Below are 20,022 nucleotides of genomic sequence, written 5' to 3' on the forward strand. Positions count from 1 at the left end.
GATAATGAATGCAATATGATCAACCCAGCTCAGGGAGTGATGTCGGAAGCACCATCGACAGCCTCTCCACTGTGAGCGAAGGAACCCGTACCGCGTTGAAAAGTGTGCTGGGGGCCGACCAGGCCGACAGCCAGATCAACGTGGGCGCGGGCTCTTTCGACTCCGCAACCGGCCAGGTCGAATTCCAAGGCCAGGAAGACGCCGAAGTCAAGGCCGTTTTCCTCGACCTCTCCGGAGCCACTGGTCGTCAGTCAATCCAGCTGCCTGAAAACATGCAGCAGGCCAGCACCGTCGTGATCGACTCCGACGTAGGGGTGGATCTTGAGTTCAACACCGTCGAGCGCGTGATCGTGACCGGTCGCGGTGATGACGAGATCACCGTCAATGGCGATGCCAACACCACCGTCGAAAGTGCAGGCGGCGGCGACACCATCACCACCTCCGGCGGAGACGACAGCATCATCGGCGGTAGCGGTGATGACAGCCTGTCTTCCGGCGAAGGCAACGACACCATCGTCACCGGCCGAGGCGACGACACCATCGACGCTGGCGAAGGCTATGACAAGGTGCAGATCCGCGGTGACAGCAGCGACTTCGATGTAGAGGTTGTTGACGGCGCCCTGGTCGTCGATGACGGCAATGGCAATGTCGCCACCATCGAAAATGCCGAGTTCATCAGCTTCGCCGATGGTGAGACCCTGACCGTGTCCGGCAGCGAGAGCACCGCCACCGTCATGCGTCTGTACGAAGGCCTCCTCGGCCGCTCCGCGGAATTCGAGGGTGCTCAGTACTGGGCGGAAGTGGCCAACAGTGGCGCAGCAAGCCTGAGTGAAATTGCTCAGTACTTCCTCAGTTCGGAAGAATTTGCGGCCAACAACCCCGACCCGATGACCGACGAAGAGTTCGTCACCATGCTCTACCAGAACGTCCATGGACGTGCTCCGGAAGCGGAGACCGGCCTGGATTACTGGGTGGATGTACTGGAGCAAGGCTACGGTCGTAACGATGTGGCCATCTGGATCATCGGCTCCGAAGAAGCAGTCGACGTCAACGATGCAACCGTCAAGTTCATTGACGGCTGGGTGTAACACACCCTGAAGACATCCCCGGCCCCTTTGGGGTCGGGGATCCCTGACCTCTCCAGGGACAAAGGACACACGCATAAGGGATTCCCGTGCCTACCCCTACCATCCACACAGAACGATTCCAGCAGATCGCGGAACTCATCCAGGCAAACGACCTGGATCAGGCCATGTCGTTGCTGCGCGAATCCTGCGCCAATGCCACCACCGGTGGCGAAGCTCTGCTGTGGCAAGCGGCCCAGGCACTCAAGAGCCACCAGGCACACACGGCCTGGCTGCTTCTGTGCAGTGCAAACGCATTACTCCCATCCACACCCGACATCTTTCTGCTGCTCGCCAAAGCCGCCAGACAGCAGAACGCCCATGCATTGGCCGATCAGCTGCTGATCAAGGCCCAGGAAAAACACCCCGAGGACCCCAGCCTGAATGCCGCCGCCTGGCAGGCACGGGCACGGCAGGACTCTGCCCACACCCTGCGCCGGGACATCCTCCAATACCTGCCCCACGTGCAACACCCCCACGAACTCAAGACCCTGCTCGCCCTATTGCCCCCATCCAGGATCGGCGCGGCCAGCCTGGATACCGAGCGAGGTCACATCACCGGCTGGATCTTCCAGCCCGATCAGCCCCAGAGCGCCCCCATGCTGGTGGTGGAACAAAACCACAAAAGCACCCGGCTGCCGGCTGACCGCCCTCATCCCCTGCTTCGGGGCGCAGGCCTGAGCCCCACCGGAGGTTTCCGCCTGCAATTGCCACCCGGACCTCACCCGATCCAGCTCACCCTGGAAGATGGCACGCCCCTGATCGGCAGCCCCCTGGTGCTGCCCGAGCCCCTGCCCCCACACCCGCCCTGCCCGGAATCGCTCAGCCCCGTTCACGACATCATCGTGCCCGTCTACCGGGGAGAGCAGGCCACCCTGGCATGCCTGCACAGCGTGATCGACAGCCGCGCCCACAACCGCACCCCCTTCGAGATCCACGTGCTTGAAGATGCCTCACCCGAGCCGGCGCTGGTCAACGCCCTCCAGGCCCTGGCCCAGGCGGGGCACATCCAGCTGGTACAACACCCCGCCAATCTGGGCTTCATCCGTGGCATGAACCGGGCCATGGCCCGTCACCCCGACCGGCATGTGGTCTGGCTCAACGCCGACACCCGGGTACAGGGCAACTGGCTGGACCGCCTGCACCAGGCCGCCCACAGCGCCCCCAACATTGCCTCGGTCACCCCCCTGAGCAATCATGGCGAACTGATGAGCTTCCCGCAGCCAGCCATGAGCCATCCCATGCCCGAACCCAGCGCCCACCGCCAACTGGATGAACTGGCCCAACAGGCCTGGAATGGCGACTACCCCACCCTGGATGTGGCCTGCGGCTTCTGCCTTTACATTCGCCGCGAGGCCCTGGCCCGCACAGGCTATCTCGACGAGATCCACCTCCAGGGCGGCTATGGCGAAGACACCGACTGGTCACTTCGCGCCCGCGCCCAAGGTCTGAAGCACCTGGGCGCGCCCAACATCTATGTGGCCCATGCCGGCAGCCTCTCCTTTGGCCCGGAAAAACGCTGGCGGGTGGCGCGTCACAACGCCCTGCTACGCCGTCGCTACCCCCACGCCGAGCGCAGCTATCAGGCACACCTGGCCAGCGACCCGGTCAAGCCACACCGTGAACGGCTGCAAGCCCTGCTCCAGCCCCACGACCTCGGCCACAGCAGCCCAAGCGCGCCTGAAGACAGCGCCGTGCCGGCCAGCCCGCATCCCATTCCCCAAGAGGCCACCCCGTCACTGCTCGACGGCACAGCACTGCTCATCGCAGACACCCTGAACACCCCCGAAATCGGACAGCGCTGGCTCCACCTGGCCCGCCAACTGGCCCGACATCCGGGCAGTCCCTATTTGGTGCTCACGGCAGATACCCCCTGGCAACGCCTCTTGCAGGCCAGCAGCCAGGTCATCTACCTGCAAGCCCCACCAGGGCTGAGCATGAGCGATACTTTGACACTGGCGGGATGTCGGGCCGCTGTCAGCCTCGACACCGATCCGCCCACAGACTGGCATGCCCCCACCCAGGCCCGTGCCTGCGGCCTGCCGCTGTTCGCACCCAAAAGCCCCCGTGCCCGTGAGGCCGGTGCCCAACCGCTGGACCTACCCATCAACCAGGAACCCTGTCCCGCATGAACCACCCCCGCTTTTCTGCACGCTCACCTCAGGGCGCCTCCACGGAGCCGCCACAAGCGGGCACGCGCGTGTTTCTCAACCTGGGCTGCGGCAGCGCCGGCGCCGACCGGCTGCCCTCGGTCTTTCGCGGGCCCCAATGGCAACAGGTTCGCATCGACATCAATCCCCAGGTCAAACCGGACATCATCAGCTCCATCATCCACCTGGAAAAAGTGGCAGACGCCAGCGTGGACGCCATCTGGTCCTCTCACAACCTGGAACACCTGCCCATCCACCACATCCCCCTGGCCATGGCCGAGATGCGCCGCGTCCTCAAGCCCAACGGTTTCGCACTGATCACCCTGCCCGACCTCAAGGCGGTTGCACAGTTGGTGGTGGAGGGCAAACTCACCGAGGTGGCCTACCAGTCCCCCGCCGGCCCCGTTCGCGCCCTGGACATGCTGTTTGGCCATGCAGGTGCCGTGGCCGCCGGCAATGAACACATGGCCCACCGCAGCGGTTTCGACGCCCAGTTCCTGGCCGAATCCCTGCTTGAGGCCGGCTTTGCCGAAGTGCGAGTGCGCAAGGGCGACTGTTACGATCTCTGGGCCTATGCCTACATGCAGCCGCAGGATTCCGATTCAAGCGGTACTGAGGGGATGCTCATGGAGAGGATTGGGTGAAGGCCATACCCCACGTTGTCGACAAGTTGCTCATCCAGCGCACCGTCGAGAATGCGGCTAGGCTTCGCGTGAAGGTGTGGGCGGTGGAACAGCATACCGGCAACCCAAACCCAGCAGTACTCGTGGCCAAGGTGTACCAGGCACACCAAGCCCTCAACTAGACGCCCAAGTATGAAAAGCTTTTCGAGCTACCAACACATGCCGCCGCCGCGGCCAAGCAGCAGGACTATTGTGTTCTGTTGCTGGATTGAAGTGGAAGAGAGGGAATGATGAACAGAGCGATTGCGGTAGACCTTGAAGCGCAGAGGAAACAACCGGTGACTCAAATCCTGCGTATCGACCGTCACTATCAAGACCTTCAGAAAACCAACGACGTGCGGACGTTCTACAGCGAGCGCACCCGTTGCGAGGCTATCGTCAACGCAATCTGCAAGGTTGCAACCAAGAAGAAAGTTCAAGTCATCTCGTACGACGTTTTTGATACGGCGCTCATCCGGGAATGCAAGTCGGAGGCGCGGCGATTCTGGGACATCTCCGAGCGCTTCATCGCCCAGTGTCGCGAGGACGGAAAATCGGTGGCCTTCAAGCCAGAGGACGCTTTCCTGGCACGCATCACAGCGGCCAGGGCAGCCTATTCAATTTCGCGCAGCATCGCCGGCACCAGAGAAGGTAGGTTCGAGGACATCGCGCGAACGACCTGTGACCTGCTCGGCTGCCCGGAGTTGACGACTACCTATGTCGCTAACGAACTGGCGTACGAAGCAGGCGCTCTCATGGCCAACCCAATTCTTGGGATGGTGGCGGAAGCCCTTCCGCGGACACGCGCGATCTTCGTCTCGGACATGTACCTGGAGGGCGACAATATCACGCACCTGCTTATAGGAAAGTTCGGTCCTAAGGTGGCCGGACGGGTCTACTCTTCCGCCGATGGATTCGGGAGCAAAAGAAACGGAGGTATCTTCCCACACTTGGAGAAGACCCTGCGGCTGACAGGGGAAAAAATCCTTCACGTCGGAGACAACCTCCTGTCCGACTACCAGATGCCGAAGGCTAGCGGTTGGAACTCCTTCTACCTGCCGCTACCAGACGACGAGAAGCAGAAACGCCGGGACTGCTACGACGCCATGAAGGAGCGCTTTGCCGAATCGGGCATCGCCCTGGAAAAGTATCTGCATTTCAACCTGTGAGCTTAGTCATCATGAAATGGACCTCTACCCATCAATTCGGGCACGACGCGCTCGGCCCGGTTGTCAACGTCTTCATGGCGAGACTCCACGCGTATCTCCGCCAATGCGATGATGCGGATCACAAGATCCTCTTCGCCTTGCGCGCCGGGCTGCGCATCAAGGATCTCTACCAGACTTGGCTAAGCGCGCGGGAAGCGGAGCCACCGGAAAATATGGCTCTGCTCAGGACGTCTCGTATGATGGCAATCAAGGCTGCCTATTTAGCCGCCCCCACGATTGCAGTCACCGCACTTGGCCGAGAACTAGACGGTGCACCCCTCAACGACATTATCCGCAGCGTCCTGAACCGTGAGATCACGTCTGGACGATGCCCCGAGCCACCGCAGGTGCGGCAGATGCCATTGCACGATTTCCTCAATCAGGGAGATCAAGTGGCCCAATTTGTCCGACGCTATCTAAACCGGCAATCGGACCTCTATGCCAGCTACCTCAACCGACTTGCAGGTAGCGCCGAGCGTCTTATCCTGGTCGATTCAGGCTGGCGCGGTACCACCCAACTCTTACTGGAGCAGGCCTTCCCCAACTATGGTTGGGAGGGTGTGTACTTCGGCTGTAGCGGCCAGAACGAAATTCTTGGTCTTCGCCCGGGCCCAATGCACGGCCTCATGTTTGACAGCGATCTCTATCAACCTGACAAGCCCGAGACGGCCTTCCTGATCCACCGGCACTTGGTTGAGAGCCTTTTCGAGCCGGGGATTCCCTCGATTGAACAAATCGAGCCCGAGGATATTGGAAGCCACCTACAGGTTTCCGATCTACTGGAGAACGAACTACGAGAGAACTGGGACAATGCCTATGATGGTGTTCGCACCTACCTGTGCGCTCACGCCACCGACCCGCTCTCGAAGATTGCAACCGACTACAGGCTTGCAATGGAACGCTTGGCAGATCTCCTCTGCCACCCTACCGAGGACGACATCGTATATGCTTGCGGGAAAATGCGCTCACACGACCTAGGCCGATTGGGAGAAGTGACGTCCGTTATGCCCCCAAAGGACCGTTTTGACGGCGATAGCCCTGAACTTCGCATCAAGGAGGCTATCTGGCAAACGGCTCAAGCAGCACTGGAGCACCCAGTAGAACTGGCCAAGGCCGCACAGAAGAAGATCATTGGTGGCCTGATGGGCAACCCCGCCGGGCAATATTTTGCTGCCCCCACAGATGGTACCGAAGAAGCAGCGGCGGTCGGTCGCGTTGCGATCATCACTCGGACCAAGAATCGCCCGCTGCTGCTACGCCGCGCCGCGGAAAGCGTCGCCAGCCAGACCTACAACGACTACTCTTGGGTTATTGTCAATGACGGGGGCAGTGTCGAGGATGTACAGAAGGTCCTTGAGGATGCGGCTGTTGACCCCAGCAAAGTGACCATCTGTTCCAACTCCAGAAGCCTCGGGATGGAGGCAGCCTCCAATGTTGGCATCCGGGCGTCCGAGTCGGAGTACGTCGTGATCCACGACGATGATGACAGCTGGCATCCGGATTTTCTGAAGGAGACTGTAGCGTTCCTTAGCCAAAACCGTCGTGTATATGCTGGTGTAATCACGAAGACCCTCTATGTCTCCGAGGAGATCCGCGGCCATGCCGTGATTGAGCATGGGCGATGGCCCTACAACGACTGGGTCCAGAATATCCAGATCTCCGAGATGGTCGTTGGAAACATTTTCGCGCCGATTGCTTTCGTGTTCCGCCGGGACATCTGGGAACAGATCAAAGGATTCGACGAAAACCTGCCGGTGCTGGGTGATTGGGATTTCAATATCCGCTTCCTGATGAAGTCTGACATTGGTGTGCTACCCAAACCACTGGCCTACTATCATCATCGTGATCGCGGCAACAGCGGTGGCACATACTCGAACTCAGTGATTGGTGGGCTAAATCGACACGCAGCTTACAACGCCATCGTCCGCAACAAATATATTCGTTTGGCCGGCACCAATGGCGACTATGCCGCGCTCGCCGTTCTGATGGGCACGGGCTTTGGACAACAGGATGTAAGGCACCGGCTGGACAATGCGCGAGAGCAGATTATCGCGCGGAGCGGTCAGCCTCTACAGACACAGAGTAAGGATATCGCCGCATTGCGGCAGGAAGTCCTCGCGGCCACGGCCGCTGCAGAAGGGCTAAAAGAGAAGCTTGATCACATCGGTAGGCCTGAATCGACGCTAAACAAAGACGTCGATCAACTCCGCCAAGAAGCTGTCTCCGCCAAGATCACAGCAAAGCAGCTTCAAGAAACACTCGACCATCGCTGGGTCATGCTACACATGGCGGCTTCGGAGATTATCCGTGCAAGAAACCTTAACATGCAGATTCCTACTTTACTCGAACAAATTTCTGGGCTAGTAGAAGAATATGCTCAATCAACGCCACTCCACTCACCTCCAGACTTTAACGAAAAGAAGTATCTAGACCAATACGTTGACGTTGTGAAGGCAATCCAGGATGGTCTTGTTAAATGCGGATTTGATCACTATTTTAAGCATGGAAGGATAGAAGGAAGATCACGAAATACTAAATAATTATTTTTTAAAAACCAGAAACATTAAACAGGAATCCAGTAGGCTTTATTCAGCCACTAGATTTAGCAGTGCAACCACATGAAAACCACATATAGCAATACGGGCTGAGACCCAAGAATGAGTCGCCCGAGTAGATACTGACTTCATGCCTCATTCTTGAAACATCAGACAAGGCGACATGTTTTTTTAATTTAGGATGTTACTATGCCCACTGTAATAACCTACGGCACGTTCGATTTATTCCATGCTGGCCATGTGAGGCTTTTGAAGAGATTAAAGAGACTCGGCACTCGCTTAGTGGTAGGCTGCTCGACGGACGAGTTTAACGGAATTAAAGGAAAGTCGACAATAATGCCCTATGAACAGAGGGTAGAAATACTTACAGCGTGCCGATACGTTGACGCCGTTTTCCCAGAGCAAAGCTGGGGGCAAAAGCCAGAGGACATAGTACGTGAAAAGGCTGATATTTTTGCAATGGGCGATGATTGGTCTGGACAATTTGACGATCTTTCAAACCTTTGTCAAGTCGTATATCTCTCCCGCACCAAAGATATTTCTACCACAGAGATTAAGCAGCTTGTGAACGCAAGATTCGAGGAGCGCCTACAGCAGTTGCGTAATAGCTACGCACAACTTGGTGACGTAATAAAATCTATGGGATAGAACCGCGAGCAAAAAACCTATTATAGGCCGCCCCCACTTTATTAATTAAGGAGTACAAATGGAAATCATTGGGTTCGTCGAACACCACAATGATCGTGGAGTAAGCGGATGGTGCATCCATGCAGATCCCGATATGCGCTCCACTCCTGTCTCACTCCAGCTTTATATTGGTGACCTTCTGCTGCGCGAGGCATACACTAATAGGCCACGAGAGGACATTAGGCGAGGCCACCATGTTGGTGAGGCTGGATTCCTCTTTTCCTTAAGACCAGACCTTCTTGAGCTTTTGCCTGAGAATTCGGTTCTCAGGGTAACAACAGCATCAGGGACTCCGGTCCTCCCACTTAAGGAAACGAATATCAGACCCATCGGTCGAGCCAAAGACGATGGTAATGCCCTGAGAACTCGATTGAATGAAGGATGGCATATCGACCAATGGGGGCATATGAAGATCCCGTTTGGCAACGACCCGGGCCGTAAAGCAAAATATATCCAAAGCATGCGCAAGGTTTCAGAATTCTTCATGCTGCGTTACGGTCTTCCTTTATTCCCTGCATATGGAACTCTCCTCGGCTATGCAAGAGACGGATCGCTTATTGATCATGACGACGATGTCGATACCGCTTATCTCTCAAGACAACAGTCCCTAGAGGGCGTGGCAGCCGAGTTTTGGCACATCATGCGTGATATGAAAAATCTTGGTCACGAAGTTACGATTGTAGACACTGGTCATTGCAACCTATCATTGCGTGACTCGAATTTACCGGGCGTCGATATTTTCGCAAGCTGGCTTTCGCCAGAAGATAATTTTTTTTGCTACCCGAGAATTTTGGAGAAGGCCCCTGGACAAGTCCTATTCGAGAAGATAGAGCTTGAGGGTGAAATATTTATTGCGCCACAGCCGATAGAAGCCTTTGTCAAAATGATGTATGGAGATAACTGGAAAACACCAGACCGTCAATGGCAGTCCGTTGTTCCACGTAAAATGAAACGCATTATGGAAGCGCTAAAAGTTCTCTCTGAAGACATATAAAAAGAGGTTTACTTCAATGCTTATGACTGAGTTCGAAACCTTCCTCGAGGAACTTGAAAACACATCGCCTTCCGTTCAATACGGCTGGTCGAAAGAGAAGGAAAAGAGCTGCGATTGGCTAATAAATAGAATTCAAAGAAAAACCCGAGGGGTCGACATTGGCGGTACAGAGTACATATGCCGTAAACTCCAAGAGAAAGGGTGTGATCCGGTATATTACGATAAAACTGATCCTCCAAAAACCATTACCAGCTTTATAAAAGATGACATGGAGAATGTGCTCGCCCATTTTCCGGAGAGATCTCTCGACTGGATAACAACTCGGCACACTCTCGAACATTGCCTTTTGCCCTTATTTCAACTTTGGGCTTATAACAGGCTTTTGAAGGATAATGGTCATTTGTTTGTCATTGTCCCTTCTCACTCAAGAGACTGGGTATGGTTTGAAACACATCACAACTGCCTTCCGCATGACAACTGGGTGATGCTTTTCTATAGAGCAGGTTTTAAGATTGAAGAAGCAGATGCGGGGACATGGTGGGCGAAGAATCATAGGTTCATTGAATATAGGTATCGGCTGTCTGTAGAAACCCGAAATCTTCGCATGGGTAAACCAGAAAATCCAATTTAAGACTCTTCGTCGCTTCACAGCAAACGCCAAAAAACCGACCCACTTGCGGTATCGGCGGTATTGACGGGGCAATCAAATAAATCACCTTATTTTTAATTTAATTTATTAATAATCAGATACTTATCAGCGCCACGATGAACCTGAATGGTAACCGGGTTAATAAGCTGTTCTCGAAGCCGCTTTGCGATGTTCCCCTGCACATCAAATGAAACAAGGGACGCCCACTCTTCATTAACCCTCCCTCTCCACCCTACCTTAAACTCTCTACTATGGCCCGAGCCCGCCCAGTACTGGTATCCGTCAGCGACCCGCCTGGGTACTACGTGGTGTCGCGCTGCTTACGCTACGTCGGAACATGACGCCCCCAACCCCCAATCCCCCAAAACGCAAAGGCATCATCCTCGCCGGCGGCTCCGGCACCCGGCTTCATCCCGCCACTCTGGCCGTCTCCAAGCAGCTGCTGCCCGTCTACGACAAGCCAATGATCTATTACCCCCTCAGCATCCTGCTGCTGGCGGGGATTCGGGAGATCCTGGTCATCTCCACGCCCCAGGATACGCCCCGCTTCTCGCAGTTGCTGGGGGACGGCAGTCAGTGGGGGATTCAGGTTTCCTATGCAGTGCAGCCCAGCCCCGATGGTCTGGCGCAAGCCTTCACCATCGGTGCCGATTTCATCGGTGATGATCTCTCTGCCCTGGTGCTGGGGGACAACATCTTCTATGGCCATGACCTGCCGCCCATGCTGAAAAGCGCCATGGAGCGGGCCCAGGGGGCAACGGTGTTTGCCTATCATGTGCAGGATCCAGAGCGCTATGGGGTGGTGGCATTCGACCAGGATCGGCGGGTGATGTCTCTGGAAGAAAAGCCCGCCTGCCCCAGCTCCAGCTATGCGGGGACGGGGCTGTACTTCTATGACCGGCAGGTGGTGGAACTGGCCCGGGGCCTGCGGCCCTCGGCCCGGGGGGAGCTGGAGATCACCGATCTGAACCGGCTTTATCTGGAACAGGGTGAGCTGCATGTGGAGATCATGGGGCGCGGCTATGCCTGGCTGGATACCGGCACCCATGAGAGTCTGCTGGATGCCGGGCAGTTCATTGCCACCATCGAGCAGCGCCAGGGGCTGAAGGTGTGCTGTCCGGAGGAGATCTGTTTCCGGGCCGGCTGGATCGATGCGGCACAACTGGAAGCGCTGGCCGCTCCCCTGGCCCGCACGGGCTATGGGCGGTATCTGATGAACCTGCTGCAGGGCGAGGTGTGATGATGGAGGCAAGGCGCCTGGCCATCCCCGAGTTGATCCTGATCACCCCCAAGGTATTTGGCGATGACCGGGGTTTTTTCTTTGAAAGCTACAACGCCCGTGCCTTCGAGGCCGCCACCGGGGTGAAGGCGGCGTTCGTGCAGGAAAATCACTCGCGCTCGGTGCGGGGCGTGCTGCGGGGCCTGCATTATCAGCTGCCACCCCATGCCCAGGGCAAGCTGGTGCGGGTGGTTCAGGGGGAGGTGTTCGATGTGGCGGTGGATATCCGTCGTTCTTCGCCCACCTTCGGGCGCTGGGTGGGTGCGGTGCTGTCCGCCCGGGACAAGCAGCAGCTGTGGATCCCTGCCGGGTTTGCCCATGCCTTTGTCACCTTGAGTGAGACGGCCGAGTTCCTTTACAAGACCACGGATGTCTATGCGCCCGAGTGTGAGCGCTGTATTGCCTGGGATGATGCGGATATCGGTATCGAGTGGCCCTTTGAGGGGGAGCCGTTGTTGTCCGGCAAGGATCGGGAAGGGCTGCCGTTGGCGCAGGCGGAGGTGTTTGCATGACGCCGAAAACCTTTCTGGTCACCGGCGGTGCCGGTTTCATCGGCTCGGCCGTGGTGCGTGAGCTCATCCAGGCCAGTGATCATCGGGTGGTGGTGGTGGACAAGCTCACCTATGCGGGCAATCTGGAATCCCTGGCTCCCGTGGCGGGCAGTGACCGGTATCACTTCATCCAGGCCGACATCTGCGATGCCCAGGCCATGGCGGCGGCCTTTCGTGCCCATGCGCCGGATATCGTCATGCATCTGGCGGCGGAGAGCCATGTGGATCGCTCCATCGATGGCCCGGCGGCCTTCATCGAGACCAACATGGTGGGCACCTACACCCTGCTGGAGGTGGCCCGGGGTTACTGGAAGGGCCTGCAGGCCGAGCGGCCCACCCAGGCGGCCGGGTTTCGCTTTCACCACATTTCCACCGATGAGGTGTACGGTGATCTGGAGGGCCCGGAGGGTTTGTTCACCGAGACCACGCCCTATGCCCCCAGCTCCCCCTATTCCGCCAGCAAGGCCGGTTCCGATCACCTGGTGCGGGCCTGGCAGCGCACCTATGGCTTGCCGACTCTGGTCACCAATTGCAGCAACAACTATGGGCCCTATCACTTCCCGGAAAAACTCATTCCGCTGATGATTCTCAATGCCCTGGCGGGCAAGCCTCTGCCGGTGTATGGCGATGGCGGTCAGATCCGTGACTGGCTGTATGTGGAGGACCATGCCCGCGCCCTGATCCGGGTGGCCACCCGGGGGCAGCCCGGCGAGACGTACAATATCGGCGGCCACAATGAGAAGACCAACCTGGAGGTGGTGCATACCCTGTGTGACCTGCTGCAGGTGGTGCGTCCTCCTGCTTTTGGGGGGCATTATCGGGACTTGATCACCTTCGTGCAGGATCGCCCTGGCCATGACCGGCGCTATGCCATCGATGCCGGCAAGATCGAGCGGGAGCTGGGCTGGACACCGCAGGAAACCTTTGAATCCGGCCTGGGCAAGACGGTGCAGTGGTATCTGGACAACCCAGCCTGGTGGCAGCGTGTGCTGGATGGGAGTTATCAGGGGGAGCGATTGGGGGTGGGGGCCGGGGCGTGAATACTCTGATTCTTGGGGCCAGAGGTTATTACCACCGAGGTTTACTTTTCGTGTAAGGTTGCGGACCAAGTAAACCCGGGGGAGCCTTCATGCTGGGGCAACGCATACACCACGCGCGACTTGCCGCCGGTCTGACGCTTGAGGCGTTGGGCCAGCAGCTGGGTGTCACCAAGGCGGCGATTCAGAAGTATGAGAAGGGCACGGTCACGCCAGACTCGGCGAAGCTGCTCAAGATCGCCAAGGCGTGCGGCGTGCGCACGGAGTATTTCTTCCGCAGGGAGTCTGTGGACCTGGTCAATGTCGAGTTCCGCAAGACCAGCACCTTTGGCGCGAAGCGCGCTCAGGCGGTAAAGATTCGCGTGGCAGAGCAGGTCGAGAAGCGTATCGCGCTGCTCAACGCCTTCCCAACGTCACCCATTTCTCGCTTTGCCGTCCCTGCCCCCGTTCCCGAACAGATTACCGACCTGGAGGCTCTGGAAGCCGTCGCCGATGAAGTACGTCATGCCTGGTCGTTGGGTCTGAACCCGATCGGGGACCTGACGGACACCTTGGAAACCCTTGGGATACTGGTGCTCACGGTTTGTGAAGATCACGCGGCATTTTCCGGGATGACGGCGACCGCCGTTGCGGCAGATGGCCAGCAGTATCCCGTGGTGGCGGTATCATCCACCTGGCCGGGTGATCGTCAACGCTTCACGCTGGCTCATGAGCTTGGCCATGTATTGCTGGCTGGGCGATTGGCCGATGAAGTGAGCGAAGAGAAGGCCTGCGACCGCTTTGCCGGGGCCTTCCTGGTACCGCAAGCTGCAGTGAAACACGAGCTGGGTGAGCGTCGCCACCGCCTGGAGCCGCGTGAGCTTTACCGTCTCAAGCATGAATACGGCCTTTCCATGAAAGGCTGGACGATTCGCGCCTTGCAATGCGGGGTGATCCCGCACGCCTGTTTTGAGTCTCTGATGAAGTGGTTTTCGGTCAACCGGTGGCATCGAGCGGAGCCGGGTGATCCGTTACCCACCGAAACGCCGCAGTTGTTCGAGCAACTGGTGTACCGTGCCCTGGCCGAGCAGTTGATCTCCGAGGCCAAGGCCGCCGAGCTACTTGGCATCCCGCGTCTACAGTTCTGCCGCCAACGTTGGATGGAGCCGCCCTGGATGGAGACCGTGGATGCTGCTGCTGATCAGTGATGCCAATATCATTATCGATCTGGAGGCTGGTGAGATATTGGCGGAGCTTTTCCAGCTACCTTATCAGTTTGCCATGCCGGATGTGCTCTTTGAAGAGGAGGTGGCTGATGGAAGTCCACACCTGATCGATATGGGGCTACAGCCTCTGGTGGTCAGTGGCGAGTATCTGGAATACGCGATAAGGCTTGGGGAACAGTATGGCGATGAACCTGGCTTTAATGATCGCCTAGCACCGGCCTTGGCAAAGCAAGAGTCGTGCCCGCTGCTGACCGGTGATGGCAATCTTCGCTTGCTGGCCGCGAACGAAGACGCTGATGTACGTGGTACTTTATGGATTTTCTCCGAGCTGATCGAGTTCGGGCTCTTGACCAAAGCCGAGGCGGTAAAAGCTCTTGGAAAGATGAAGGGGCGAGGTAGGCGCTTGCCTTGGAAGGAAGCTGAAAAGACGATCCAACTAGCCGTTTATAACGCGAAGTGGACGTCCAAGGGGCAGTAAGCAATGTGCAGTCGTACCTACACGCTATCGAACATCATGCTTGCAAACGAGGAGGAGTCCATATACGTCAAGAGTGCCTGTCCCTGCTCTCCCGGCCTGGGCAAGACGGTGCAGTGGTATCTGGACAACCCAGCCTGGTGGCAGCGTGTGCTGGATGGCAGCTATCAGGGGGAGCGATTGGGGGTGGGAAACAACAGCGACAAGCCCTGCCGTTCAGGGCAGCGAGATGATCAGCGTTTGAGGTTGCGATAGAAATTCTCGTGGGTGCCGACCAGCAAAAGCAGTCGGATGGTCGGGTCGTACTCGTAAGCGAGCAGGAATTGCTGACCAACGCATGGGAACTTGTAGACGAACACACCGGCAAGATCGCCCTTCTTGGCCTCACCTCGCTCAGGCTGGTCGACGATGGTTGCGACTGCAGCGTCGATGGCGGCCTGCTGGTTGCGCTGAAGGCGCTTGTAGGCACGGCTGAAGGCATTGGTCTGGAGGACCGTGATCATTCCCGGGAAAGGCCCTGCGGAATAAATGGTGTGGCCTGCTCGCGGCCTTCTGCGCGAGCTATGAGCAAGTCGCGTACGAACTCGACCGGCAGATCGGGATTGTCGAGAGCCACCTTACCCACCCTGGCCCAGAACTCGATCTGACCGGCGATGGTGCGGCATTCCGCCCGGGCTTGGGCCTTGGCGCTTTCGTACAGTTCGTCTTCGATGCGGACAGGCATGCCCATGATTTTTTCCCGATTGAGTTTGCTACTTTTGTAGCTTACCCTCCCCCCCTCTCGGTGTCAAAGTTGGAAAACCGTCAACCACCCCGGCCTGAAGACCGGGTATTCCTACGGCGCTCAATTCGCTGATGCGATTTGAGTCGCTTCGGTGGGTTCCGCCTGCTTCATCGGGGCTGCCGCGCCTACACCGAGGTGTGAGTGCGGTCTTACATCCCCTCCACAGGCCATGACGGCATGCCCTGCCGCCAGTATGTTGTTGGCTGCATTCACATCGGCATGAGCCGTGTGACCGCAGGGCTCCGATGCCGAGATGGCTGCAGCCGGGTGGCGCTGGTGAGGGGAGGACGTTGGTGAAGCCGGTATCTCTTTGCAGCGGTGCGCTTTGCGACATTATTTCCTTCTCGATATCCATTTAAATTTTTGAATTTATAGGTTATTCACCTTATTGCTCAGCGGTGAAGGTGTCGCATTTTTGACTTGCATGGTCGGAGCTTATAGAGTTGCCGGTAGCCGTATGGCCGCTGGAGGTGGCGATGAGCAGTGATTGAGGTGGACCCCAAAATTCGGACCAGGGGTTAAGCTCTGATCATTCCGACAGGAGAATCTGATCATGAGCAGGAAACGCAAGCAATACAGTGCCGACTTCAAGGCCAAGGTGGCCCTTGAGGCCCTCAAAGGGGAGCAGACCACCTCGGAGCTGGCAGCCCGCTTCGAGATCCATCCGACCATGGTGAGTCAGTGGCGGCGTGAGTTGCTGGACAAGGCGACGGGGATCTTCGAGGGCAAGGGCGGCGGCAAAGCGGCCCAGAAGACCCAGGAGGAGATCGACACCCTGTACCGTGAGATCGGCAAGCTGACGGTGGAACGGGATTTTTTATCGCGCAGGCTCGGTCGTTGAGCCGGGCCCAGCGACAGGCCTTGGTGGAGCCACGGGCGGTTGATGTCAGCGTGCGGCGACAGTGTCAGTTGCTCGACATCAGTCGTTCCTCGGTCTACTACCGGCCCAAGCCAGCCCAGGATAGCGACTTGGAGTTGATGCGCCTGATTGACGAGGAATACCTGCGAAGGCCGTTCTATGGTTCACGGCGGATGAGGGCCTATCTCAACCGCTTGGGCCACCCGGTAAACCGCAAGCGAGTCCAGCGGCTGATGCGCCAGATGGGCCTGCACGCAGTGTATCCGAGGCCGCGCACCAGTCGACCGGGGGAGGGCCACCGGATCTATCCCTACCTGTTGCGGGATCTGGTGATCGATCGTCCCAATCAGGTCTGGGCGACCGATGTGACGTTCATCCCGATGGCCCGGGGGTTCATGTACCTGGTGGCCATCATGGACTGGCACAGTCGTCGTGTGCTCTCCTGGCGTGTGTCGAACACCCTGGACACCGACTTCTGCATTGATGCCCTTGAGGAGGCTCTGACACGCCATGGGCGCCCGAGACTCTTCAACACGGACCAGGGCTGCCAGTTCACCAGCAAGGCGTTCACCCAGGTGCTCGAAGACCATAAAATCCAGATCAGCATGGACGGCAAGGGCTGTTACCAGGACAACATCTTCGTGGAGCGGCTCTGGGCGCAGCGTGAAGTACGAGTGCGTCTACCTGAAGGCCTTTGAAAATGGAGCCCATTACGCCAGGACCTGAAGCAGTACTTCGCCTGGTACAACGCAGAGCGGCCCCACAAGGGCTGGACGATGCAACACCGGATGAGGTCTACTTCAACCAACCTCTGACTCGGGCGGCCTGACGCCTGAGAGATACAACCCGGTTAGAGCTTAAACCCCCTGTCAGGTGGTCCAGCAGATGGGGTCCACTTCAATGACGCCCTGGAGATGGCCGAACGCACCGAGTGCTGATATGCTAGGGCCGGTCAGCGCTCCCCCGGCCAGGGGGTTGACCGGCCCAGAGCGGGCATTCGGCCTGCACTGACCAGCGGCCGCAAACCCGTCTGAACCGGACAGGTTACTCCCACCCACTCCCAGTTACGCCTTGACAGCCGCCGCCCCAAGGCGAAGGGATATTGCGGTGAAGGCGGTTGGATTTCCTATCCTTTACCTTTTTAACTGTTCAGGCTCCCTGCCCACAGTCTGCCCATTCCCCCCCCGATAGGCTATCCTGCCCTGCATGAAGCTCCAGCGCCCCACCCAAGTGGCGCAGGCCAAGGAACAGGGCCTGACCCACCTACCGAGGGATCAGATCGAAGCATTCCTCGAGGTCTATGACGAGCAGGTCGGCCGCCAAGCAACACCAGGTCCCCGAGGACAGCAGCCGGCGGCGCGTCAAACAGCACCGGCCACCAACCTGCTGTTGAGGCTGCGGGACTTTCCCGACGCCATCTGGCGCTTTGTGACCGACTGGCGAGTCCCCTTCATCAACAACCTCGCCGAGCGGATGGTCCGCCCCATCAGGGTGAAACTGAAGGTCATCGGTGGGTTCCGGGGCAAGGGGGGCAGCTTTGCATCCTTCATCATCCGCTCCGTTTGGGAAAGCAGCAAGCTACGCGGGCAGAACTCATTCGAAGTCCTGCGGCTGGCTGCGACAGCCTGAGTAGCTACTATCCTTTTCCTATCCTTCGGACTGACTCGCCTTCCGGAGGCAATGCTCAGCCTCACCCAGGCCCTTTTTCGAACACTGGTGGGCACCGAACGTTATGAGCAAGTATTCCGATGTTCAGCATAAATCGATCCTATGTGCGCATAGTTTTAACGCTTGTTGGCTTGATGGCCATAACCGCCACCGTCATCGGCGTTGTTTCTTTTTCTGGAGGCCACAAGGCTGCTACGGATATGGCGGCACAATTACAGGGGCAAATAGCAGACACGGTTCAGGATCGAGTGCAGGCATTTCTGGAACGGCCTCATGTATTAACGCATATGAATGGTTTGAAAGTTATAGAAAACCCTGCTTCTTTAGATGATCCCCACGCTTTGAGCACCTCATGGTTAAATCAGCTTCACGCCTTTGACAGTATGCAAACAATCGCTGTTGGCATAGAGGAACAGGGCAATTTTATTGGGGTCGGGCGAGCGGCAGACGGCCATTTCACTATAGCGAGTAGGAATCTGGATGCGGACAATCACTATCGTGTGTTTCAGGTTGACACCCAAGGACAGCCCATTAAAACATTAACTGAAATTCGGAACTATGACGCCAGAGAACGCCCTTGGTATCAAGCTGCCGTGCAAGCGGATCAAGCCATTTGGAGTCCGATCTATATTTGGGCTGCTGGCACATCGATTGGCTTGACGGCTGCACTGCCGATTAAGGAGGCCGATGGTCGATTGCTAGGTGTACAGCAGGCGGCCTTATCACTGGATTTCATCAGCGACCATTTACAAGAATTAGCTGGCAACCTAGACCAAAAAGTCTTTATCGTGGAACCCAATGGATTGCTAGTGGGCACATCAGCCACAGAAGCGGTGGTTAAGATTGAAAATCAGGGTGTTGAGCGTGTTTCTATGCTGAGTAGTACCGATCCCTTTACCCAAGCAGCTGCTCAGTATCTTGACCAGCACATTGATGTGGTCAACGGGCTGGACAAACCGGTTTATACTGCCTTTGAGGTTGCAGATCAACGTTATTTTCTCTCTGTAACTCGCATGGATGACTCGCGGGGTCTGAATTGGGTGATCGTCACCGGTATGCCGCAAGCTACCCTGATGTCCAATACCCATACAACACTACGCATCACACTGGGAATCACGTTGGCAGCAACCCTAGCGGCCATGCTGCTGGGTGTAGTGATCGCCCGTCAATTGGTTGCGGCTGAGCGGCGCCTTACTCAGGCTAACCAGCAACTGCTGGACTCTAATGAGAAATTGCAGTATGTAGCCAGCACGGATAACCTGACTGGCTTGATGAATAGGCGTAAATTTCTGGACATTGCTGAACGGGAGCTGCTGCAATATGAACGTTATCAAAGGGATTTCAGTATTATCTTGATGGACCTGGATCATTTCAAGCAGGTTAATGATCAGTATGGCCATAATGTGGGAGATCTTGTGCTCAAACAGACGGCTGAAATTCTGCTGCACTGTTCACGAAAACAGGATGCCGTGGCGCGATGGGGCGGTGAGGAATTCATCCTGCTGTTACCGGCTACAGAGCTTGATACCGCCGTTTTGGTTGCTGAGCGGATTCGGCGAAGCATCGAAGATTATAATTATGAGAGCGGGATTAAATTGACGGGCAGCTTTGGGGTGGTTTCCTTAGCTCGTCTTGATGCCTTGGATATTGGTGCCTTGGTGAACGCGGCTGATGAACGGCTTTATCAATCAAAACACGGGGGGCGTAATCAAGTGTCAGTATCCTAAAACGTTTAGTTTTCTTACCACCAACGATACTGAACCCCAAAACTTTGACACTGGTTTACAGAAAACTAGAACACACATAGCCCCCATCCTCGAGACCATCCAGCAGCTGTTCGAACATCACCTGCAAGAGCACCGCCGCCTTCCGGAGTCCGCTCGAGTTTGTTCTGGTCAAGCCGTAGCGAACACATTTTTTAAGCTGCAGTTCTTGGCGCCACCCAGAGAGGCTCCCCTGGCGAGGGCCGATTGGCGGGTGTGGGATCAGCGTCCGGAGTGAGAGGGTCAGCAGTCGCTCGAGAAGCGTGTACTGAGTGCCCGCTCAGGGTCGACTGCAGGCACTCATCCGGTCCCGCTGGCTGGCCGTCGGGCAGCGTGACCAGAGCTACGCCGCGTGGTCTCCGATCGAAAAAA

General features: G+C 57.2%; 18 protein-coding genes and 1 pseudogene. 17 read left to right on the forward strand and 2 right to left on the reverse strand.

The annotated features are described in order from the left end of the window. Positions 1 to 8 precede the first annotated feature (8 nt). The 14 genes from ECTHA_RS18790 (at position 9) to ECTHA_RS0102130 (ending at position 14,831) form a co-directional block, all read left to right on the forward strand. A complete protein-coding gene (locus ECTHA_RS18790) occupies positions 9 to 1,088 on the forward strand; it encodes a DUF4214 domain-containing protein (protein WP_084306632.1) in 1,080 nt (359 codons plus the stop codon). Positions 1,089 to 1,174: 86 nt separating this feature from the next. Continuing rightward, on the forward strand, positions 1,175 to 3,256 hold the full coding sequence (locus ECTHA_RS16680) for a glycosyltransferase family 2 protein (RefSeq protein WP_025281318.1): 2,082 nt from the start codon (positions 1,175 to 1,177) through the stop codon (positions 3,254 to 3,256). Next, a complete protein-coding gene (locus tag ECTHA_RS16685; RefSeq protein WP_025281317.1) occupies positions 3,253 to 3,918 on the forward strand; it encodes a class I SAM-dependent methyltransferase in 666 nt (221 codons plus the stop codon). The genes ECTHA_RS16680 and ECTHA_RS16685 overlap by 4 nt, the downstream gene beginning before the upstream one ends. 266 nt (positions 3,919 to 4,184) lie before the next feature. Continuing rightward, the gene (locus ECTHA_RS0102085) at positions 4,185 to 5,105 is read left to right on the forward strand and encodes a hypothetical protein (protein ID WP_025281316.1); all 921 of its coding nucleotides are present in this window, start codon (positions 4,185 to 4,187) and stop codon (positions 5,103 to 5,105) included. An 11-nt stretch (positions 5,106 to 5,116) separates the two neighbouring features. Then, positions 5,117 to 7,684 carry a glycosyltransferase gene (locus tag ECTHA_RS18795; protein WP_128571882.1) on the forward strand — a complete coding sequence of 856 codons (2,568 nt, stop codon included), beginning with the start codon at positions 5,117 to 5,119 and terminating at the stop codon, positions 7,682 to 7,684. Between the two features lie 204 nt (positions 7,685 to 7,888). Further along, entirely contained in the window at positions 7,889 to 8,347 is a 459-nt protein-coding gene (locus ECTHA_RS0102095; RefSeq protein WP_025281314.1) for an FAD synthase family protein, read from the forward strand. 58 nt (positions 8,348 to 8,405) lie between these two features. Beyond that, the gene (locus tag ECTHA_RS19775; protein WP_156946797.1) at positions 8,406 to 9,380 is read left to right on the forward strand and encodes a hypothetical protein; all 975 of its coding nucleotides are present in this window, start codon (positions 8,406 to 8,408) and stop codon (positions 9,378 to 9,380) included. A 22-nt stretch (positions 9,381 to 9,402) separates the two neighbouring features. Further along, complete coding sequence (locus ECTHA_RS19780) at positions 9,403 to 10,011, forward strand: methyltransferase domain-containing protein (protein WP_158407563.1); 609 nt, start codon at positions 9,403 to 9,405, stop codon at positions 10,009 to 10,011. A gap of 355 nt (positions 10,012 to 10,366) precedes the next feature. Next, on the forward strand, positions 10,367 to 11,269 hold the full coding sequence (rfbA, locus tag ECTHA_RS0102105) for a glucose-1-phosphate thymidylyltransferase RfbA (RefSeq protein ID WP_026623463.1): 903 nt from the start codon (positions 10,367 to 10,369) through the stop codon (positions 11,267 to 11,269). Between the two features lie 2 nt (positions 11,270 to 11,271). Then, complete coding sequence (rfbC, locus tag ECTHA_RS0102110; protein ID WP_025282248.1) at positions 11,272 to 11,820, forward strand: dTDP-4-dehydrorhamnose 3,5-epimerase; 549 nt, start codon at positions 11,272 to 11,274, stop codon at positions 11,818 to 11,820. Beyond that, on the forward strand, positions 11,817 to 12,899 hold the full coding sequence (gene rfbB / locus ECTHA_RS0102115) for a dTDP-glucose 4,6-dehydratase (RefSeq protein WP_025282249.1): 1,083 nt from the start codon (positions 11,817 to 11,819) through the stop codon (positions 12,897 to 12,899). The genes rfbC and rfbB overlap by 4 nt, the downstream gene beginning before the upstream one ends. An 89-nt stretch (positions 12,900 to 12,988) precedes the next feature. After that, a complete protein-coding gene (locus ECTHA_RS0102120; RefSeq protein ID WP_025282250.1) occupies positions 12,989 to 14,083 on the forward strand; it encodes a helix-turn-helix domain-containing protein in 1,095 nt (364 codons plus the stop codon). Next, positions 14,064 to 14,579: a PIN domain-containing protein gene (locus ECTHA_RS0102125; protein WP_025282251.1), complete on the forward strand. Its 516-nt coding sequence runs from the start codon at positions 14,064 to 14,066 to the stop codon at positions 14,577 to 14,579. Before ECTHA_RS0102120 ends, ECTHA_RS0102125 begins: the two co-directional genes overlap by 20 nt. A 3-nt stretch (positions 14,580 to 14,582) precedes the next feature. Then, positions 14,583 to 14,831: a hypothetical protein gene (locus ECTHA_RS0102130; RefSeq protein WP_025282252.1), complete on the forward strand. Its 249-nt coding sequence runs from the start codon at positions 14,583 to 14,585 to the stop codon at positions 14,829 to 14,831. Here the strand turns inward: ECTHA_RS0102130 and ECTHA_RS0102135 are convergent. Then, positions 14,810 to 15,079, reverse strand: a complete 270-nt coding sequence (locus tag ECTHA_RS0102135; protein ID WP_025282253.1) for a type II toxin-antitoxin system RelE/ParE family toxin — start codon at positions 15,077 to 15,079, stop codon at positions 14,810 to 14,812. The genes ECTHA_RS0102130 and ECTHA_RS0102135 overlap by 22 nt on opposite strands. Beyond that, positions 15,076 to 15,306 carry a ParD-like family protein gene (locus ECTHA_RS0102140; RefSeq protein ID WP_025282254.1) on the reverse strand — a complete coding sequence of 77 codons (231 nt, stop codon included), beginning with the start codon at positions 15,304 to 15,306 and terminating at the stop codon, positions 15,076 to 15,078. The genes ECTHA_RS0102135 and ECTHA_RS0102140 overlap by 4 nt, the downstream gene beginning before the upstream one ends. 607 nt (positions 15,307 to 15,913) lie before the next feature. On the opposite strand from ECTHA_RS0102140, the pseudogene ECTHA_RS19785 reads away from it, so the two are divergent. The 3 genes and pseudogenes from ECTHA_RS19785 to ECTHA_RS0102160 all read left to right on the forward strand — a co-directional run bounded on the left by ECTHA_RS19785 (position 15,914) and on the right by ECTHA_RS0102160 (position 19,614). Next, positions 15,914 to 17,048 (forward strand): annotated as a pseudogene (locus ECTHA_RS19785) (IS3 family transposase). Positions 17,049 to 17,425: 377 nt separating this feature from the next. Beyond that, the gene (locus tag ECTHA_RS0102155; protein WP_084306636.1) at positions 17,426 to 17,848 is read left to right on the forward strand and encodes an IS66 family transposase; all 423 of its coding nucleotides are present in this window, start codon (positions 17,426 to 17,428) and stop codon (positions 17,846 to 17,848) included. A gap of 119 nt (positions 17,849 to 17,967) precedes the next feature. Beyond that, a complete protein-coding gene (locus tag ECTHA_RS0102160; RefSeq protein ID WP_026623464.1) occupies positions 17,968 to 19,614 on the forward strand; it encodes a sensor domain-containing diguanylate cyclase in 1,647 nt (548 codons plus the stop codon). The last annotated feature ends 408 nt before the right edge of the window (positions 19,615 to 20,022 follow it).

The sequence above is a fragment of the Ectothiorhodospira haloalkaliphila ATCC 51935 genome, assembly GCF_000633935.1.
Taxonomy (GTDB): Bacteria; Pseudomonadota; Gammaproteobacteria; order Ectothiorhodospirales; family Ectothiorhodospiraceae; genus Ectothiorhodospira; species Ectothiorhodospira haloalkaliphila.

What these genes read in the sequence shown, in the direction of transcription:
- rfbC (WP_025282248.1), top strand. Translation starts at nt 11,272, where the DNA reads ATGGAGGCAAGGCGCCTGGCCATCCCCGAGTTGATCCTGATCACCCCC.
- ECTHA_RS0102155 (WP_084306636.1), top strand. Translation starts at nt 17,426, where the DNA reads ATGAAGCTCCAGCGCCCCACCCAAGTGGCGCAGGCCAAGGAACAGGGC.
- ECTHA_RS0102130 (WP_025282252.1), top strand. Translation starts at nt 14,583, where the DNA reads ATGTGCAGTCGTACCTACACGCTATCGAACATCATGCTTGCAAACGAG.
- ECTHA_RS0102095 (WP_025281314.1), top strand. Translation starts at nt 7,889, where the DNA reads ATGCCCACTGTAATAACCTACGGCACGTTCGATTTATTCCATGCTGGC.
- ECTHA_RS19775 (WP_156946797.1), top strand. Translation starts at nt 8,406, where the DNA reads ATGGAAATCATTGGGTTCGTCGAACACCACAATGATCGTGGAGTAAGC.
- ECTHA_RS0102085 (WP_025281316.1), top strand. Translation starts at nt 4,185, where the DNA reads ATGATGAACAGAGCGATTGCGGTAGACCTTGAAGCGCAGAGGAAACAA.
- ECTHA_RS16685 (WP_025281317.1), top strand. Translation starts at nt 3,253, where the DNA reads ATGAACCACCCCCGCTTTTCTGCACGCTCACCTCAGGGCGCCTCCACG.
- ECTHA_RS19780 (WP_158407563.1), top strand. Translation starts at nt 9,403, where the DNA reads ATGACTGAGTTCGAAACCTTCCTCGAGGAACTTGAAAACACATCGCCT.
- ECTHA_RS18795 (WP_128571882.1), top strand. Translation starts at nt 5,117, where the DNA reads ATGAAATGGACCTCTACCCATCAATTCGGGCACGACGCGCTCGGCCCG.
- rfbB (WP_025282249.1), top strand. Translation starts at nt 11,817, where the DNA reads ATGACGCCGAAAACCTTTCTGGTCACCGGCGGTGCCGGTTTCATCGGC.
- rfbA (WP_026623463.1), top strand. Translation starts at nt 10,367, where the DNA reads ATGACGCCCCCAACCCCCAATCCCCCAAAACGCAAAGGCATCATCCTC.
- ECTHA_RS18790 (WP_084306632.1), top strand. Translation starts at nt 9, where the DNA reads ATGCAATATGATCAACCCAGCTCAGGGAGTGATGTCGGAAGCACCATC.
- ECTHA_RS0102125 (WP_025282251.1), top strand. Translation starts at nt 14,064, where the DNA reads ATGCTGCTGCTGATCAGTGATGCCAATATCATTATCGATCTGGAGGCT.
- ECTHA_RS0102120 (WP_025282250.1), top strand. Translation starts at nt 12,989, where the DNA reads ATGCTGGGGCAACGCATACACCACGCGCGACTTGCCGCCGGTCTGACG.
- ECTHA_RS0102160 (WP_026623464.1), top strand. Translation starts at nt 17,968, where the DNA reads ATGTTCAGCATAAATCGATCCTATGTGCGCATAGTTTTAACGCTTGTT.
- ECTHA_RS0102140 (WP_025282254.1), bottom strand. Translation starts at nt 15,306, where the DNA reads ATGGGCATGCCTGTCCGCATCGAAGACGAACTGTACGAAAGCGCCAAG.
- ECTHA_RS0102135 (WP_025282253.1), bottom strand. Translation starts at nt 15,079, where the DNA reads ATGATCACGGTCCTCCAGACCAATGCCTTCAGCCGTGCCTACAAGCGC.